Origin of the sequence: Streptomyces sp. NPDC085460, from assembly GCF_044541975.1 — a bacterium.
Classification (GTDB): domain Bacteria; phylum Actinomycetota; class Actinomycetes; order Streptomycetales; family Streptomycetaceae; genus Streptomyces.
This window is the reverse complement of record NZ_JBITTO010000003.1, coordinates 25196-41967: the sequence shown is the minus strand read 5'-3', so window position 1 is coordinate 41967 and position 16772 is coordinate 25196. Positions and strand designations below refer to the sequence as shown.

17 protein-coding genes are annotated in these 16772 nt (G+C 72.1%); 14 read left to right on the top strand and 3 right to left on the bottom strand.

What is annotated here, in order from left to right; translation table 11 throughout:
• Positions 1-8: 8 nt before the first annotated feature.
• Positions 9-248, top strand: a complete 240-nt coding sequence (locus ACIGHB_RS08005; protein ID WP_360318325.1) for a hypothetical protein — start codon at positions 9-11, stop codon at positions 246-248.
• On the opposite strand, the gene ACIGHB_RS08000 is transcribed toward ACIGHB_RS08005, so the two are convergent.
• Entirely contained in the window at positions 205-1440 is a 1236-nt protein-coding gene (locus ACIGHB_RS08000; protein ID WP_399910550.1) for a threonine aldolase family protein, read from the bottom strand. The genes ACIGHB_RS08005 and ACIGHB_RS08000 overlap by 44 nt on opposite strands.
• Positions 1441-1577: 137 nt before the next feature.
• On the opposite strand from ACIGHB_RS08000, the gene ACIGHB_RS07995 reads away from it, so the two are divergent.
• The 10 genes from ACIGHB_RS07995 to ACIGHB_RS07950 all read left to right on the top strand — a co-directional run bounded on the left by ACIGHB_RS07995 (position 1578) and on the right by ACIGHB_RS07950 (position 9609).
• Complete coding sequence (locus tag ACIGHB_RS07995; RefSeq protein WP_360318320.1) at positions 1578-2537, top strand: DUF2520 domain-containing protein; 960 nt, start codon at positions 1578-1580, stop codon at positions 2535-2537.
• On the top strand, positions 2534-3604 hold the full coding sequence (gene panC, locus ACIGHB_RS07990) for a pantoate--beta-alanine ligase (protein ID WP_399910547.1): 1071 nt from the start codon (positions 2534-2536) through the stop codon (positions 3602-3604). Before ACIGHB_RS07995 ends, panC begins: the two co-directional genes overlap by 4 nt.
• Positions 3601-5292: an L-aspartate oxidase gene (locus tag ACIGHB_RS07985; RefSeq protein ID WP_399910544.1), complete on the top strand. Its 1692-nt coding sequence runs from the start codon at positions 3601-3603 to the stop codon at positions 5290-5292. Before panC ends, ACIGHB_RS07985 begins: the two co-directional genes overlap by 4 nt.
• On the top strand, positions 5289-6302 hold the full coding sequence (gene nadC / locus ACIGHB_RS07980; RefSeq protein WP_360318314.1) for a carboxylating nicotinate-nucleotide diphosphorylase: 1014 nt from the start codon (positions 5289-5291) through the stop codon (positions 6300-6302). The genes ACIGHB_RS07985 and nadC overlap by 4 nt, the downstream gene beginning before the upstream one ends.
• Positions 6302-7108, top strand: a complete 807-nt coding sequence (locus tag ACIGHB_RS07975) for a type III pantothenate kinase (RefSeq protein WP_169093168.1) — start codon at positions 6302-6304, stop codon at positions 7106-7108. Before nadC ends, ACIGHB_RS07975 begins: the two co-directional genes overlap by 1 nt.
• Positions 7109-7290: 182 nt before the next feature.
• Entirely contained in the window at positions 7291-7863 is a 573-nt protein-coding gene (locus tag ACIGHB_RS07970; protein WP_399911602.1) for a hypothetical protein, read from the top strand.
• Between the two features lie 14 nt (positions 7864-7877).
• Positions 7878-8054, top strand: coding sequence for a hypothetical protein (locus ACIGHB_RS07965; protein WP_360318312.1), 177 nt, complete (start codon positions 7878-7880; stop codon positions 8052-8054).
• A gap of 130 nt (positions 8055-8184) precedes the next feature.
• The gene (locus ACIGHB_RS07960) at positions 8185-8595 is read left to right on the top strand and encodes a BlaI/MecI/CopY family transcriptional regulator (protein WP_360318310.1); all 411 of its coding nucleotides are present in this window, start codon (positions 8185-8187) and stop codon (positions 8593-8595) included.
• Positions 8596-8610: 15 nt separating this feature from the next.
• Positions 8611-9120 carry an amino-acid N-acetyltransferase gene (locus ACIGHB_RS07955; protein ID WP_360318308.1) on the top strand — a complete coding sequence of 170 codons (510 nt, stop codon included), beginning with the start codon at positions 8611-8613 and terminating at the stop codon, positions 9118-9120.
• A 153-nt stretch (positions 9121-9273) separates the two neighbouring features.
• The gene (locus tag ACIGHB_RS07950; protein WP_360318305.1) at positions 9274-9609 is read left to right on the top strand and encodes an Lsr2 family protein; all 336 of its coding nucleotides are present in this window, start codon (positions 9274-9276) and stop codon (positions 9607-9609) included.
• Here ACIGHB_RS07950 and ACIGHB_RS07945 read toward each other — a convergent pair.
• Positions 9588-10184 (bottom strand): SCO3374 family protein, encoded by a 597-nt coding sequence (locus tag ACIGHB_RS07945; protein ID WP_360318302.1) that lies wholly within the window; start codon positions 10182-10184, stop codon positions 9588-9590. The genes ACIGHB_RS07950 and ACIGHB_RS07945 overlap by 22 nt on opposite strands.
• Before the next feature lie 473 nt (positions 10185-10657).
• Between ACIGHB_RS07945 and ACIGHB_RS07940 the strand changes: the two genes are divergently transcribed.
• Both ACIGHB_RS07940 and ACIGHB_RS07935 read left to right on the top strand, forming a co-directional pair.
• Complete coding sequence (locus tag ACIGHB_RS07940; protein WP_360318299.1) at positions 10658-13177, top strand: ATP-dependent Clp protease ATP-binding subunit; 2520 nt, start codon at positions 10658-10660, stop codon at positions 13175-13177.
• A 525-nt stretch (positions 13178-13702) separates the two neighbouring features.
• The gene (locus ACIGHB_RS07935) at positions 13703-14422 is read left to right on the top strand and encodes a M23 family metallopeptidase (RefSeq protein ID WP_399910538.1); all 720 of its coding nucleotides are present in this window, start codon (positions 13703-13705) and stop codon (positions 14420-14422) included.
• Positions 14423-14430: 8 nt separating this feature from the next.
• Here the strand turns inward: ACIGHB_RS07935 and ACIGHB_RS07930 are convergent, their stop codons facing one another.
• Positions 14431-14988, bottom strand: coding sequence for a helix-turn-helix domain-containing protein (locus ACIGHB_RS07930; RefSeq protein ID WP_360318294.1), 558 nt, complete (start codon positions 14986-14988; stop codon positions 14431-14433).
• Positions 14989-15092: 104 nt separating this feature from the next.
• Here ACIGHB_RS07930 and ACIGHB_RS07925 point away from each other — a divergent pair, with 104 nt between their 5' ends.
• Entirely contained in the window at positions 15093-16697 is a 1605-nt protein-coding gene (locus ACIGHB_RS07925) for an MDR family MFS transporter (protein WP_399910534.1), read from the top strand.
• Positions 16698-16772 lie beyond the last annotated feature (75 nt).

The following is a 16772-nucleotide window of genomic DNA, read 5'->3' as shown; positions in this document are numbered from 1 at the left end:
GTGAGGCCATGGACGCGCTGCAACAGCACCTCTTCGACAGCTACCGGGCCGCGCGGCGGGGCGAGCCCGCCCCGCCCGCCCCCGGCACCCACGACCTGGCCGTGCTGCGCGAGCTCCGCGACCACCGCCGCTTCGCGCGCGTGGTGGCCGGCCGGCCCGCCACCGGCCGCCTCGGTACGGCCCTGGCCCGGCTGCTGCGGGGCCTCAGCCGGCGACGAGCGCCAGGAAGTCCCGTACGGCCGTCCTGACGTCCTGGGGCGTCCAGTCGAGACCCGCCGCCGCCACCGTCACCTCGGTGACGGCGGTGCCCGGCGGGCCGGCCGCGCCCGGCGCGAACCACCGGCGGAACAGGCAGGTCCCGGTCCGCTCGGTCAGGGCGAGCGACGCCGCCGTGAGGACGTCCGGCGCGTACGGCAGCCACACCTGGAACTGGTGGGTGTGCGGCGCCTCCGGGTGGATCCGGAACCAGCCGGGACCGTCCTTCCCCGCGAGCTCCTCGCGCAGGGCGTCGGCCACCACGCGCGCGTGGGCCACGTACGACGGCAGCCGGGGCAGCTCGGTGTCCAGGCCGCGCAGCGCCGCGAGCGCCACCGGGTACTGCTGGAAGACCCGGCCCCCGTACCGGTGGAGCCAGACCCGGGCCTCCGCCACCAGCTCCTCGGGCCCGGCCAGCGCCGCCCCGGACATCCCGTCGAGGGACTTGTAGAAGGAGACGTACACGCTGTCCGCGAGCCCGGCGATCTCCGCGAGCGGACGGCCGAGCCGCGTGGGGCACTCCCACAGCCGGGCGCCGTCGAAGTGGACCACCGCGTCCCGCTCCCGGGCCGCTTCGACGGTCTCGGTCAGCTCCTCCCAGGACGGCAGCACGAAGCCCGCGTCCCGCAGCGGCAGCTCCAGCATCAGCGTCCCGAAGGGCTCCGGGTGGTCCCGTACCTCCTCGGCCGTCGGCAGCCGGGGCGCGTCCGTCGGGTGCACCGTCCGCAGCCCCGACACGGCCCCGAGGGCGCCGCCCTCGTGGACCTCGGGGTGGGCGAGCGGGTGGAGCGCGACGACCGGGCTGCCGGTCCGCGCCGCCCAGCAGCGCAGCGCCACCTGCTGGGCCATGGTGCCGGTCGGGAAGAAGACGGCGGCGGGCATGCCCAGCTCCGCCGCGATCCGCTCCTCCAGGACCTCCACGAGCCCGTCGCCGTACACGTCGACGGCGGCGTCCGCGAGCCCGGCGGCGTCCGCCCAGTCGGCCAGCGCGCGCAGCCGGCCGCCGGCCGTGCCCTCCACGGACGGGCGCCACAGCGAGCGCGTGGCCCCGCCCCACACCTGGGCCCGGTACCGCCGCGCCGCACCCTCGTCGGGCGCCTCTCCGGCCGCGCCGCCGATCGTCTCCCCGGCCGCGCCACCGCTCACCTCACCGGGCGTCTCCGGTGGCAGTTCATCCACATCCATGGGCAGATCATCACACCGTCATCCGCGTACCCGCTCACGACTTTCGGGCGACCGGGGGAGGGACGAAACGCTGGCGTAGCATGACCAGAAATCGTCCGGTACCCGCCGAGGACTGGAACGGAAGGCCCGTACCCACCGTGAACGCACCCGCAGCGCCAGAGCCCAGGGCCGAGGACCGGCCCGCCCGGCTCGCCGTAGGAGTCGTCGGCGCCGGCCGCGTCGGCCCCGCCCTCGCCGCCTCCCTCCAGCTCGCCGGGCACCGCCCCGTCGCCGTCTCCGCGGTCTCCGACGCCTCCCGGCGCAGGGCCGCCGAGCTGCTGCCGGACGTGCCCGTGGTGGAGCCCGCGCGCGTGCTCGCCCTCGCCGACCTCGTCCTGCTCACCGTCCCGGACGACGCCCTGCCGGGCCTCGTCGAGGGCCTCGCGGGGACCGGCGCCGTCCGGCCGGGCCAGCTGATCGTCCACACCTCCGGGCGGTACGGGGCCCGGGTCCTGGACCCGGCCCGCCGCGCGGGCGCCCTGCCGCTCGCCCTGCACCCCGCGATGACCTTCACCGGCACCGCCGTCGACGTGCAGCGGCTGGCCGGCTGCTCCTTCGGGGTGACCGCGCCGGAGGAGCTGCGGCTCGCCGCGGAGGCGCTGGTCATCGAGATGGGCGGGGAGCCCGAGTGGATCGCCGAGGAGGCCCGGCCGCTGTACCACGCGGCCCTCGCCCTCGGCGCGAACCACCTGGTCACCCTGGTGGCCCAGTCGATGGAGCTGCTCCGCACGGCCGGCGTCGCCGCCCCCGACCGGATGCTCGGCCCCCTCCTCGGCGCCGCCCTGGACAACGCCCTGCGGTCCGGGGACGCCGCCCTGACCGGCCCCGTCGCCCGCGGCGACGCCGGCACGGTCGCCGCCCACGTGGCCGAGCTCCGCAAGCACGCGCCCGGCACCGTCGCCGGCTACCTGGCGATGGCCCGTACGACCGCCGACCGGGCGCTCGCGCACGGCCTGCTCAAGCCGGAGCTGGCCCAGGACCTGCTGGGCGTCCTCGCCGCCGACCCCGCCGCCGACACGACCGGCCCCGCCGACGGGCCGCGAGGAGACGACCGATGAGCCCGTCCGACCGGAACAGCCCCGGGCGCCACGCGCCGGCGGAGCTGGTCTCCACGCTCACCGAGCTGGCACGCGCGCGTGCCGGCTTCGGCGGCACGCCCGGGCACGACGCCGTCGTCATGACCATGGGCGCCCTCCACGAGGGTCACGCGACCCTGATCCGGGCCGCCCGCGAGCGGGTCGGCCAGGACGGCTTCGTCGTCGTCACCGTCTTCGTCAACCCGCTCCAGTTCGGCGCGGGCGAGGACCTCGACCGCTACCCGCGCACCCTCGACGCCGACCTGGAGCTGGCCTTCGCCAACGGCGCGAGCGTCGTCTTCGCCCCCTCCGCGGACGAGGTCTACCCCGGCGGGCAGCCCGAGGTCCGGATCACCGCGGGCCCCATGGGCGACCTGCTGGAGGGCGCCTCCCGGCCGGGACACTTCGACGGCGTCCTCACCGTCGTCGCCAAGCTGCTCCACCTCACCCGGCCCGACCTGGCCTTCTTCGGCCAGAAGGACGCCCAGCAGCTGGCCGTCATCCGCCGCATGGCGCGTGACCTGAACTTCCCCGTCGAGATCGTGGGCGTGCCGACCGTCCGCGAGACCGACGGCCTCGCCCTGTCGAGCCGCAACCGCTACCTGTCGGCCCGCGAGCGGCACACCGCGCTCGCCCTGTCCCGGGCCCTGTTCGCCGCCCGCGACCGGCTCGCCGCGCAGGAGGCGCTGCACGCGCGTGCCGTCGCCCTGCCCGGGGCCCAGGGGCGGGCCGAGACACGCGCGGAGGCGCTGTCCCGGCTCGGCGAGGCCCGGGCCGCCGCCGACGCGCACGCGGTCGCGCAGGCCGCCGAGGGCGGTGGCGCCGAAGCCGTACGGGCCGCCGCGAGGGCGGTCCTGGACGAGGCCGCGAAGGCAGATCCGCCGCTGGTCCTCGACTACCTGGCCCTGATCGACCCGGCCGACTTCACCGAGGTCGAGGACGGCCACCGGGGCGAGGCGATCCTCGCGCTCGCCGCGCGCGTGGGCACCACCCGACTCATCGACAACATCCCGCTGACCTTCGGAGCCACCCAGGGAGCCGCCACGTGACCGGAATACGGCTGCACGCCCCCGAGCCGGGCTGGGCCATCGACGCCGACGTCGTCGTGGTCGGCTCCGGCGTCGCCGGACTGACGGCCGCGCTGCGCTGCGCCGCCTCCGGCCTCCGTACCGTCGTCGTCACCAAGGCCAATCTGGACGACGGCTCCACCCGCTGGGCCCAGGGCGGCATCGCCGCCGCGCTCGGCGAGGGCGACACCCCCGGCCAGCACCTGGACGACACCCTCGTCGCCGGAGCCGGGCTCTGCGACGAGCCGGCCGTCCGCCTCCTGGTCACCGAGGGCCCGGACGCCGTCCGCCGGCTGATGGCCACCGGCGCCGACTTCGACCGCACCGACGACGGCGAGATCGCCCTCACCCGCGAGGGCGGCCACCACCGCCGCCGGATCGCCCACGCGGGCGGCGACGCGACCGGCGCGGAGATCTCCCGCGCGCTCGTCGAGGCCATCCGCGAGCAGAACATCAGGACCGTCGAGCACGCGCTCGTCCTCGACCTCCTCAAGGACGACGAGGGCCGCACGGCCGGCGTCACCCTGCACGTCATGGGCGAGGGCCAGCACGACGGCGTCGGCGCCGTCCGCGCCCCCGCCGTCGTCCTCGCCACCGGCGGCATGGGGCAGGTCTACTCGGCCACCACCAACCCGTCCGTCTCCACCGGCGACGGCGTCGCCCTCGCGCTGCGCGCCGGCGCCGAGGTCTCCGACCTGGAGTTCGTCCAGTTCCACCCGACCGTGCTCTTCCTCGGCGCGGGCGCCGAGGGCCAGCAGCCGCTGGTCTCCGAGGCGGTACGCGGCGAGGGCGCCCACCTGGTCGACGCCGACGGCGTCCGCTTCATGCTCGGGCAGCACGAGCTGGCCGAGCTGGCGCCCCGGGACATCGTCGCCAAGGCGATCACCCGCCGCATGCAGCAGCAGGGCGCCGAGCACATGTACCTCGACGCCCGGCACTTCGGCGCCGAGATGTGGGAGCGGCGCTTCCCGACGATCCTGGCCGCCTGCCGGGCGCACGGCATCGACCCGGTCACCGACCCGATCCCGGTCGCCCCGGCCGCCCACTACGCCTCCGGCGGCATCCGCACCGACCTGAGGGGCCGCACCACCGTGCCCGGCCTGTACGCGTGCGGCGAGGTCGCCTGCACGGGCGTGCACGGCGCCAACCGGCTCGCCTCCAACTCGCTCCTGGAGGGCCTGGTCTTCGCCGAGCGGATCGCCGCGGACATCGCCGAGCACGGCCCGCACCGCGAGGGCGTGGTCCGGACCGAGCCCGCGGCGACGGTGCTGACCCTGCTCGCCCCCGAGGTCCGCCGGGAGATCCAGCGGATCATGACCAGGGACGCGGGCGTGCTGCGCTCGGCCGCCTCCCTGACCGCCGCCGCCGACGCCCTGGAAGCGCTCCGGCAGGACGCCGAGGAGGAGCGCAAGGCCGCCGAGCCGGGCGTCGACTCCTGGGAGACCACCAACCTGCTCTGCGTGGCCCGGGTCCTGGCCGCGGCCGCCCTGGCGCGCGAGGAGACCCGCGGCTGCCACTGGCGCGAGGACCGCCCGGACCGGGACGACGAGCGGTGGCGCCGCCACCTGGTCGTCCGCCTCACGCCCGACCGCCGCCCGGTGGTGCGCACCACCGAGACCGCGGACTTTCCGCCCGTAACCCCCGAAGCCCCCAGGGAGCCGCAGCCGTGAGCACGCCCGAGGAAGCCCGTCCCGAGCCCGTGGACGTCCCTCTCATCCAGATCAGCTCCTACGAGGAGTCCGGCGGCTGCGGCGACGGCTGCGGCTGCGGCGGCGAGGAGGAGTACGAGTGCGGGCTCGACCCCGCGCTCGCCCAGCTGCTCGCCGACGCCGGTCTCGACCCCGTCCAGGTCGAGGACATCGCCCACCTGGCGATCGCCGAGGACCTCGACGGCGGTGTGGACGTGACGACCGTGGCGACCGTCCCCGAGGACGCCGTCGCCACCGCCGACTTCGTGGCCCGCGAGGCCGGCGTGGTCGCCGGACTGCGGGTGGCCGAGGCGGTCCTGTCGATCGTCTGCACCGAGGAGTTCGAGGTCGAGCGGCACCGCGAGGACGGCGAGCGCGTCGAGCCCGGCGACCTGCTGCTCAGCGTCACCGCCCGCACCCGCGACCTGCTGACCGGTGAGCGCAGCGCGCTGAACATCCTCTGCCGCCTCTCCGGCATCGCCACCGCCACGCGCGCGTGGGCGGACGCCCTGGAGGGCACGAAGGCCAAGGTCCGCGACACCCGCAAGACGACGCCGGGCCTGCGCGCCCTGGAGAAGTACGCGGTCCGCTGCGGCGGCGGCGTCAACCACCGGATGTCGCTCTCGGACGCGGCGCTCGTGAAGGACAACCACGTGGTGGCCGCCGGCGGCGTCGCCGAGGCGTTCCAGGCCGTCCGTGAGGCGTTCCCCGAGGTGCCGATCGAGGTCGAGGTCGACACCATGCACCAGGTCCGCGAGGTGCTGGACGCGGGCGCCGACCTGATCCTGCTGGACAACTTCACCCCGGGCGAGACCGAGGAGGCCGTGGCCCTGGTCGGCGGCCGCGCGGTCCTGGAGTCCTCCGGCCGCCTCACCCTGGAGAACGCGGCGGCGTACGCGGCGACCGGGGTGGACTACCTGGCGGTCGGCGGCCTCACGCACTCCTCCCCGATCCTCGACATCGGCCTGGACCTGCGCGAGGTGCGCGACTGATGCTGCTCACCATCGACGTCGGCAACACGCACACGGTTCTCGGGCTCTTCGACGGCGAGGAGATCGTCGAGCACTGGCGGATCTCCACGGATCCCAGCAGGACCGCCGACGAGATGGCGGTCCTGCTCCAGGGCCTGATGGGCATGCACCCGCTGCTCGGCGCGGAGCTGAGCGACGGCATCGAGGGGATCGCGATCTGCGCGACGGTCCCCTCGGTGCTGCACGAGCTGCGCGAGGTGACCCGCCGCTACTACGGCGACGTGCCTGCGGTCCTCGTGGAGCCCGGTGTGAAGACGGGCGTCCCGATCCTCACCGACAACCCGAAGGAGGTCGGCGCGGACCGCATCATCAACGCGGTCGCCGCCGTCGAGCTCTACGGCGGCCCGGCGATCGTGGTCGACTTCGGCACGGCGACCACGTACGACGCGGTCACCGCGCGCGGGGAGTACGCGGGCGGCGCGATCGCCCCCGGCATCGAGATCTCGGTCGAGGCGCTCGGCGTGAAGGGCGCGATGCTCCGCAAGATCGAGCTGGTCCGGCCGCGCGGGGTGATCGGGAAGAACACCGTCGAGGCGATGCAGTCCGGCATCGTCTTCGGGTACGCGGGCCAGGTGGACGGCGTCGTCGCCCGGATGAAGCGCGAGCTGGTCGGCCCGAAGGGCGACCCCTCGACCGTCACGGTGATCGCCACCGGCGGACTGGCGCCGATGGTCCTGCGGGACTCGGCCGAGATCGACCGGCACGAGCCGTGGCTGACGCTGATCGGCCTGCGCCTGGTCTACGAGCGGAACGTCTCCCGCATGTGACCGCGCGCGCTCCACGCGCGCGTACGGGCGTACGGGCAGCGAGCCGCCCCACGCGCGCGTGGGGCGGGAATCCGCAGGTGGAGGGCGTCCGGCGCCGACGCGCCGGATGATCGCTTAGAGAAAATTGTCCGATTAGCGCGTATCGTCGCCCCATGCCCACGCCATACGGATCCCGCGGCGGCATGGCGTTCAGCGCGGACGAGCTGCGTGTGCTCCGACGCGCCCTCGCCAACGCCCTCCACCCCGCCCCCCTCCCGGACGAGGACGTCCGTGACGCCCTCCGCCTGGCACTTTCCGTGGACGAGGCCGTGCGCGAGGCCGGCCGGCTGCGCGCCTTCCTCCTCGACGACCTCGCCCGCTACCGCGAGGCCCTCCCCGGCTCCCTCGCCGGCTACCTGGACCTCCTGGAGGACGCCCTGGACGGCGGGTACGACCCCCAGGCCGACGACCTCGCCGCCCTGCGCGCGCTGCGCGGCCACCCCGCCGCCGCCCGGCTGCTCACCCGCTGCCAGGTCCTCGCCGAGCGTTCCGTGCGGGCCCGCCTCGCCCGCGTCTCCCAGGCCACCGCCAGCGCCCCCGCCGCCTCCCGGGCCCGGCTGCTCGCCCTGCCCGGCGGCCGCGCGGCCGAGGAGCCCCGGCCCAAGCCGCCCACCCCGGCCCCGTCCGAGCGTCCGGTGCCCAAGCCCTCCGAGGTCTTCCCGCCGCGCCGCAGGCCCGTCCCGCCGCCCCCGCCCGAGGAACGGGTCGCGGGCTAGCTACCCTGGTCGCCATGGACTACGTATCCGCGCTTTTGCCCCCCGTCGTGATGGCTGCGTTCTTCATCGCCCTCATCGTCGTGATCGTCAAGTCCCAGGGCGGCCCGAACAAGGCCAAGGAGGACGCGGCGGTCGACGCCGCGCTCGCCCGCGCGGAGGCCGCCCGCCAGCCGGACGGCAGCGACGCGTAGAACTCGCGGAACCCCGAGGGGCGTCCGGCCGCACGCGGCCGGACGCCCCTTTTGTCTTCTTCTGGCAGCATTTCATGGGCAGTGCACGCCAATAACCGTCATTCCCTATATCTCCCACTAGGGTGGACCTGTGCCCCGCCCCTTGGGAGAACTCGAAGACGCTGTCATGACGCGCATCTGGCAATGGAACCGCCCGGTGACCGTCCGGGAAGTCCTGGAAGACCTCCAGCGGGAACGCTCCATCGCCTACACCACCGTCATGACCGTCATGGACAATCTCCACCAGAAGGGCTGGGTGCGCAGGGAAGTCGAAGGCCGCGCCTATCGATATACGGCGGTCTCCACCCGCGCCGCCTACTCGGCCGCACTGATGAACGAAGCCTGGGCGCAGAGCGACAACCCCGCGGCCGCCCTGGTCGCCTTCTTCGGGATGATGTCCCCGGAACAGCGGGAGTCCCTGAACGACGCCATCCGCATCGTCCAGCGCGACAACCCGCTCCCTTCGCCCGAGGAGGGCGGAGGAGAGCCGGCGGCCTCCTAGCGGTACCGTCCCCCCATGTCGAAAGCCGTCACCGTTCGCCGTGCCCGCACCTCCGACGTCGCCGCCGTACGGCGCCTGGTCGATCCCTACGCGCGCCGCGGCATCCTCCTCGACAAGGCCACGGTGACGCTTTACGAGGACATCCAGGAGTTCTGGGTCGCGGAACGCGACGAGGACGCCGAGGTCGTCGGAGTCGGCGCCCTGCACGTCATGTGGGAAGACCTCGCGGAAGTCCGCACACTCGCCGTCGATCCCGACTTCAAGGGCGCCGGCGTCGGGCATCTGCTGCTCAACCAGTTGTTGCAGACCGCACGCTGGCTCGGTGTGCGCAGGGTTTTCTGTCTCACCTTCGAAGTCGACTTCTTCGCGAAGCACGGCTTCGTCGAGATCGGTGAGACCCCGGTCGACGGAGATGTCTACAGCGAGCTCCTCCGTTCCTATGACGAGGGTGTCGCCGAGTTCCTCGGTCTCGAACGAGTGAAGCCGAACACCTTGGGCAACAGCCGGATGCTTCTGCACCTGTGACCGGAAGCCCGGCGGAACCCCGGCGGAACCCTATGTCCGGATCGCGCACGTTTCCCGCGTTGCCGGGCTTCTGAACCTCTGCCAGGGGTTTGTGTTTTTCCGGGAAAAGCGGTTTCCTTTCCGCGTACTGCATTTTCGATGAAAGGAAATCCGGTGGCACAGAAGGTTCAGGTCCTTCTTGTCGACGACCTCGACGGCGTCGAGGCGGACGAGACCGTGACGTTCGCGCTGGACGGCAAGACCTACGAGATCGACCTCACCACCGCCAACGCGGAAAAGCTCCGTGGCCTGCTCGAGCCGTACACCGCGAACGGGCGTCGCACCGGCGGCCGCACCGCCACGGGCCGCGGCAAGGGCCGCCCCGCCGCCTCCGGCAGCCAGGACACGGCGAAGATCCGCGCGTGGGCCAAGGAGAACGGCTACGAGGTCAACGACCGCGGCCGCGTCCCCGCCCACGTCAAGGCGGCCTACGAGGACGCGAACCGCTGAGGCGTCCCCCGTCGGCCCGCCGGCCCGCCGGCCCGGGCGTCCAGCAGCCGCAGCCGATGGCACTCCACCGCGGCGGCGGCGACCAGGGGCGTCAGACACGGGGCCCCCGCACGGCCCCACGGCCCGGACCTCGGCGCCGGCAGCGAGGACTCCGCCTCGCGCCCCGGCCCGGGAGCCCGCAGCCACACGGCGGCGCCCGGCGCGCCGGAGCCGGCCCGCCCCGGAGGCGGGGGAGCGGTCATCCGGCCGTCGGCGCCCAGCGCCACGAGATCCAGTGAGATCCCGCCCCACTCCAGCCACTCCAGCAGCCCGGGAAGCTCCTCGGCGCTCCCCGCGGCCACCAGGAACCGCATGCGGCGCCCCATCAGCGCCACCGGCCCCGTCGCGGCGCCCACCCGGCGCAGCACCGCCCGGCCGGCCGCCGAGGGAAGCTCCAGCACGTCGAAGCGGAGCCCCGTCACCAGCTGTACCGGCGGGCCCGGCACCGTCGCCCAGCCGAGCTCCCGCTCGTACCAGAGCGAGAGCGCCCGTCCGCCGTCGAGCGGCGAGCGGGGAAACGGGACGGTGAGGGCCATGCCCGGGGAACTCCCGGGGAGCCGGGGAGGTTACGGCCCCGGGCCTCACCGGTGACGTAACGTTCCGGTCCGGGGACCCGAGGTGTCCGTTATCGAGACGTACGGGCGCATTCGAGAGTGCGACCTTGTTCGCTGGTAGCGGAGGGACCCCGGGTGCGCCGCATGGAGTGTCGGACCCCACGGGTAAGACATTCCTAGTGGAGAGGGGTGACTCCGCGGGTCCGGCCGTCTCACGTTCGCCATCGGCGTACTCAAGGCGTGGGTAACTGCTTGGCCTGCGGGAACATCGTCTCGCACCATCGAGTTGGAGCATTTGTCGGCTGTTCGGCAGTGGGCTACCCCAAGGACAAGGGGGTGATCCGGACGGATGTCGGCAGTTGGAATGAGCGGTCCCCGCTTGCGGGACTAAGCTGCGGAAGGACAGGGAGGGGATCGACCCCTAACTGACTGACCGCTCTGAGGAGCGATTAACGATGTTCGAGAGGTTCACCGACCGCGCGCGGCGGGTTGTCGTCCTGGCTCAGGAAGAAGCCCGGATGCTCAACCACAACTACATCGGCACCGAGCACATCCTTCTGGGCCTTATCCACGAGGGTGAGGGTGTCGCCGCTAAGGCCCTGGAGAGCCTCGGGATTTCGCTCGAGGCGGTCCGCCAGCAGGTGGAGGAGATCATCGGCCAGGGCCAGCAGGCGCCCTCCGGCCACATCCCCTTCACCCCTCGCGCCAAGAAGGTCCTGGAGCTCTCGCTCCGCGAGGCCCTCCAGCTCGGCCACAACTACATCGGCACCGAGCACATCCTGCTCGGCCTGATCCGCGAGGGCGAGGGCGTCGCCGCCCAGGTCCTCGTGAAGCTGGGCGCCGACCTCAACCGGGTGCGGCAGCAGGTCATCCAGCTGCTCTCCGGCTACCAGGGCAAGGAAGCCGCCACCGCCGGCGGTCCTGCCGAGGGCACCCCCTCGACGTCCCTGGTCCTCGACCAGTTCGGCCGCAACCTCACCCAGGCGGCCCGCGAGTCCAAGCTCGACCCGGTCATCGGGCGCGAGAAGGAGATCGAGCGGGTCATGCAGGTGCTGTCCCGCCGCACCAAGAACAACCCGGTCCTCATCGGCGAGCCCGGCGTCGGCAAGACCGCCGTCGTCGAGGGCCTGGCGCAGGCCATCGTCAAGGGCGAGGTGCCCGAGACCCTCAAGGACAAGCACCTCTACACCCTGGACCTCGGCGCGCTGGTCGCCGGCTCCCGCTACCGCGGTGACTTCGAGGAGCGCCTGAAGAAGGTCCTCAAGGAGATCCGCACCCGCGGCGACATCATCCTGTTCATCGACGAGCTCCACACCCTCGTGGGTGCGGGCGCCGCCGAGGGCGCGATCGACGCCGCCAGCATCCTCAAGCCGATGCTGGCCCGCGGTGAGCTCCAGACCATCGGCGCCACCACGCTCGACGAGTACCGCAAGTACCTGGAGAAGGACGCCGCTCTCGAGCGCCGCTTCCAGCCCATCCAGGTCGCCGAGCCGTCGCTGCCGCACACCATCGAGATCCTCAAGGGTCTCCGCGACCGGTACGAGGCGCACCACCGCGTCTCCATCACCGACGAGGCCCTCGTCCAGGCCGCGACCCTGGCCGACCGGTACATCTCGGACCGCTTCCTCCCGGACAAGGCGATCGACCTGATCGACGAGGCCGGCTCCCGGATGCGCATCCGCCGGATGACCGCGCCGCCGGACCTCCGCGAGTTCGACGAGAAGATCGCCGGCGTCCGCCGCGACAAGGAGTCCGCGATCGACTCGCAGGACTTCGAGAAGGCCGCGTCCCTGCGCGACAAGGAGAAGCAGCTCCTCGCCGCGAAGGCCAAGCGGGAGAAGGAGTGGAAGGCCGGCGACATGGACGTCGTCGCCGAGGTCGACGGCGAGCTGATCGCCGAGGTCCTCGCGACCGCCACCGGCATCCCGGTCTTCAAGCTGACCGAGGAGGAGTCCTCGCGTCTGCTCCGCATGGAGGACGAGCTCCACAAGCGCGTCATCGGCCAGAAGGACGCCGTCATCGGCCTCTCGCGCGCCATCCGGCGTACGCGTGCCGGCCTGAAGGACCCGAAGCGTCCCGGCGGCTCGTTCATCTTCGCCGGTCCGTCCGGTGTCGGTAAGACCGAGCTGTCCAAGGCGCTCGCCGAATTCCTCTTCGGCGACGAGGACGCGATGATCTCCCTCGACATGTCGGAGTTCAGCGAGAAGCACACGGTTTCCCGTCTCTTCGGCTCGCCGCCCGGATACGTCGGCTACGAAGAGGGCGGCCAGCTCACCGAGAAGGTGCGCCGCAAGCCGTTCTCCGTCGTCCTCTTCGACGAGGTCGAGAAGGCTCACCCCGATATCTTCAATTCCCTGCTCCAGATCCTGGAGGACGGTCGCCTGACCGACTCCCAGGGCCGGGTCGTGGACTTCAAGAACACGGTCATCATCATGACGACCAACCTCGGGACCAGGGACATCTCGAAGGGCTTCAACCTGGGCTTCGCCGCCCAGGGCGACACGAAGTCCAACTACGAGCGGATGAAGGCGAAGGTCAGCGAGGAGCTGAAGCAGCACTTCCGCCCCGAGTTCCTCAACCGTGTCGACGACGTCATCGTCTTCCCGCAGCTGACCCAGGACGACATCCTCCAGATCGTCGACCTGATGATCGGCCGCGTGGACGAGCGTCTGAAGGACCGGGACATGGGCATCGAGCTCTCCCAGTCCGCCAAGGAGCTCCTGGCGAAGAAGGGCTACGACCCGGTCCTGGGCGCCCGCCCGCTCCGCCGGACGATCCAGCGCGAGATCGAGGACACCCTGTCCGAGAAGATCCTCTTCGGCGACCTCCGCCCCGGCCACATCGTGGTCGTGGACACGGAGGGCGAGGGCGAGGAGCGCAAGTTCACCTTCCGCGGCGAGGAGAAGGCGGCCCTGCCGGACGCTCCGCCGGTCGCGGCGGGCGAGACGGGCCCGAACCTGTCCAAGGACGCGTGACGCACGCGCTGAGCGTGTAGCGGCTTCACAGGGGCGGCCCCGGAACCACACGGTTCCGGGGCCGCCCCTTTTCGACGTCCTCCCGGCGTTCCTGACGGCCTGCGGAGGGCTCGGGTTGCGTGACCCAGGTCCCAATGGCAGGGGCCGCGCGGTGACAAGCCGCACAGGGGGATCAAGGGGTACTAGACAGGGTCGTAGTTCTTATAACGGTCAAAGCGGGACGTTCAGGAGTCAACCAACGGGACCATGGTCCCGAGGGGGTCGAATCGGGCGGAGCGCCGCCTTCCGGGCCTCTCGGGGCCCCGCCGACATGGCGCTAAACCTAGAAGCTTGGGTTGATATGTCCGATTTCAAGGTGGGGCCGCGGAGGTGTCAAGGGCCGTATTCCGGTGGAGATCGCTACGACCTCGTGTCGTAGATGGGGTGTTTTGGGATGGCCTGGGTGGCGGGTTACCAAGGAACGGCCAGCCCGGCGCAACGCACCGATCGCGTCGGGTCCCGTTCTGCCCGGAGGTCTTCCCCCGTATGTCGAAGCGCGTCATGAACCCCGCCGTCCGAGTCACCGCCGTCGCCCTCGCCACCGCGGGACTGGGAGCGTCGCTGGTGGCCGGAGCAGGGTCCGCCTTCGCCGCCGAGAGCAAGGCCGCCCCGCTCGCCGGTACCGCGGCCGCCGCCATCGCGGCGCAGGCCGAGACCCAGGCCAAGGCCGCGGCCCACGTGAAGGCCGTCAAGACCCAGGCCGCCCAGGCCAAGGCCGTGAAGGCCGCCCAGGTGAAGGCCGCGGCCAAGAAGGCCGCCGCCAAGCCGGCCGCCGCGAAGAAGGCCAAGGGCTGGGTCAAGCCGGTCACCTCGTACACCCTCACCGCCAGCTACAACCAGGGCGGCTCCATGTGGGCCCACAAGCACTCCGGCCAGGACTTCGCCGTCCCGGTCGGCACCCCGGTCAAGGCCGCCGGCGCCGGCACCGTCGTGAAGGCCGGCCCGAACGGCGGCGGCGACGGCCCCGCGTACGGCAACGCCATCGTCGTGAAGCACGCCAACGGCACCTACTCGCAGTACGCCCACCTGTCGAAGATCCAGGTCCACCTCGGCCAGAAGGTCGGCGCCGGCCAGAAGATCGCCCTCTCGGGCAACACCGGAAACTCCTCCGGCCCGCACCTGCACTTCGAGATCCGTACGACCCCGAACTACGGCTCCGCCGTCAACCCGGCCGCGTTCCTGCGGACCCACGGCGTGTCCATCTGATCCACCCGCTAGCCGGCCCCGTGGGCCCGGTTCAGCAGATCGAGGGCGACCTCGAGGACGGCTTCGTGCTTCTCCTCGGGGTCGCCCTCGACGTTCTGCATGAAGAACGTGCCCGCGTGCAGGGTGAAGATCGCGCTCACGCAGCGGACCTGGTCCACCGTCGCGAACTCCGGCTCCTGGATCAGGCCGGTCAGCGTGATCATGCGCTCCTTGAAGGTGAGGCCGACGCTCAGGTCACGGACCGCCGCCTGGTTCTCCTGCATGAAGCGGAAGAGCGGGGCGGCGGCGCGCAGCGCCACCTGGTAGCGGCGCAGCACCTCCTGCCGGGTCTCCAGGGTCCGCGGCTGCGTCTGCGCCCACTCGATCAGCTCGTCCATCGGCCGCGTGAGGTCCTCGAAGATCCCGACGAGGATGTCCTCCTTGGTCTTGAAGTGGTAGTAGAGCGCGGCCTTGGTGACGTCGAGGCGTTCCGCGATCTCCCGGAGCGAGGTCTTCTCGTACCCCTGCTCGGCGAAGAGTTCGAGAGCCACGTCCTGGATGCGCTGGCGGGTGTTGCCTCGGGCCATGGCTGTTCACTCCCACTTTCCACAAAACTTACTTGACGACCGGCAAGTGACGGGCCTACCGTCCCCAGTGTAGTAACTAGCCGGGCGGCAAGTAAGGGGCAGTCATGACGGACACCGCGACACCATCGAAGCAGGCGGAGGAGGGGCAGGAGTCTCCGCGCAGCGTGCGCGTCGTCCTTCTCGCCCTCATGATCGCGATGCTCCTCGCGATGCTGGACAACATGATCATCGGCACCGCGATGCCGACGATCGTCGGCGAGCTCGGCGGTCTGGAGCACCTCTCCTGGGTCGTCACCGCCTACACCCTCGCCACCGCCGCCTCCACCCCCATCTGGGGCAAGCTCGGCGACATGTACGGCCGCAAGGGCGTCTTCCTCACCTCGATCGTCATCTTCCTGATCGGCTCCGCGCTCAGCGGCATGGCCCAGGACATGGGCCAGCTCATCGGCTTCCGCACCGTCCAGGGCCTCGGAGCCGGCGGACTCATGGTCGGCGTGATGGCGATCATCGGCGACCTGATCCCGCCCCGTGAGCGGGGCAGGTACCAGGGCATGATGGCCGGCGTGATGGCCCTCGCCATGATCGGCGGCCCGCTGGTCGGCGGCACCATCACCGACCACTGGGGCTGGCGCTGGTCCTTCTACATCAACCTGCCGCTGGGCGCCGTCGCCCTCGCCATGGTCACCGCCGTCCTCCACCTGCCGAAGAAGCGGCGGGCGGCCGGCACCCGGATCGACTTCCTCGGCGCCGCGCTGCTGACCGTCGGCATCACCGCGATCGTCCTCGTCACCACCTGGGGCGGGACCGAGTACGCCTGGGGCTCGGCCACCATCGTCGGCCTCGCGGTCGGCGGAGCCGCCGCCCTCGCCGCCTTCCTGTACGTGGAGACCCGCGCGAGCGACCCGATCATGCCGCTGCACATCTTCCGCAGCCGCAACTTCACGCTCATGTCGCTGATCGGCTTCATCACCGGCTTCGTCATGTTCGGCGCGGTCCTCTACCTGCCGATCTTCCAGCAGTCCGTCCAGGGCGCCTCGGCCACCAACTCCGGCCTGCTGCTCCTGCCGATGCTGCTGTCGATGATGGTCGTCTCGCTGGTCGTCGGCCGCTTCACCACCAGCACCGGCAAGTACAAGGTCTTCCCCATCGCGGGCGGCGCCCTGATGATCGCCGGCCTGTTCCTGCTCTCCACGATGGATACCGGCACGACCCGTGTGGTCTCCGGCGTCTACATGGCCCTGCTCGGCGCCGGCATGGGCTTCCTCATGCAGATCACCATGCTCGTCGCGCAGAACAGCGTCGAGATGAAGGACATGGGGGTGGCCTCCAGCTCCACCACCCTCTTCCGCACCCTCGGCTCGTCCTTCGGCGTCGCCATCATGGGCGCCCTCTTCACCAGCAGGGTCCAGGACGAGATGGCCGCCAACGGCGGCTCCGCCCTCACCGAGCGGACCGCGCAGCTCGACGCCGCGAGCCTGGCCAAGCTGCCGGAGGCGCTCCGCGAGGCGTACCAGGAGGCGGTCGCCGTCGGCACCCACTCCGCCTTCCTCGTCGGCTCGGCGGTCGCGGTCCTCGGCTTCGTCCTCGCCTTCTTCGTCAAGGAGGTGGCATTGCGCGGCGCCGGACCCGAGCCGGACGGGAAGCAGCGGGACGGCCAGGACGGGAAGCCGGCCGGGGACGGCGCCGCGAAGGTCGCCGAGACGGTCTGAGACCACCGGCACGCGCGCGTGGGGCCCGGTTTCCGCGAAACCGGGCCCCACACGCGCGTACGTACCTCCGGCCTC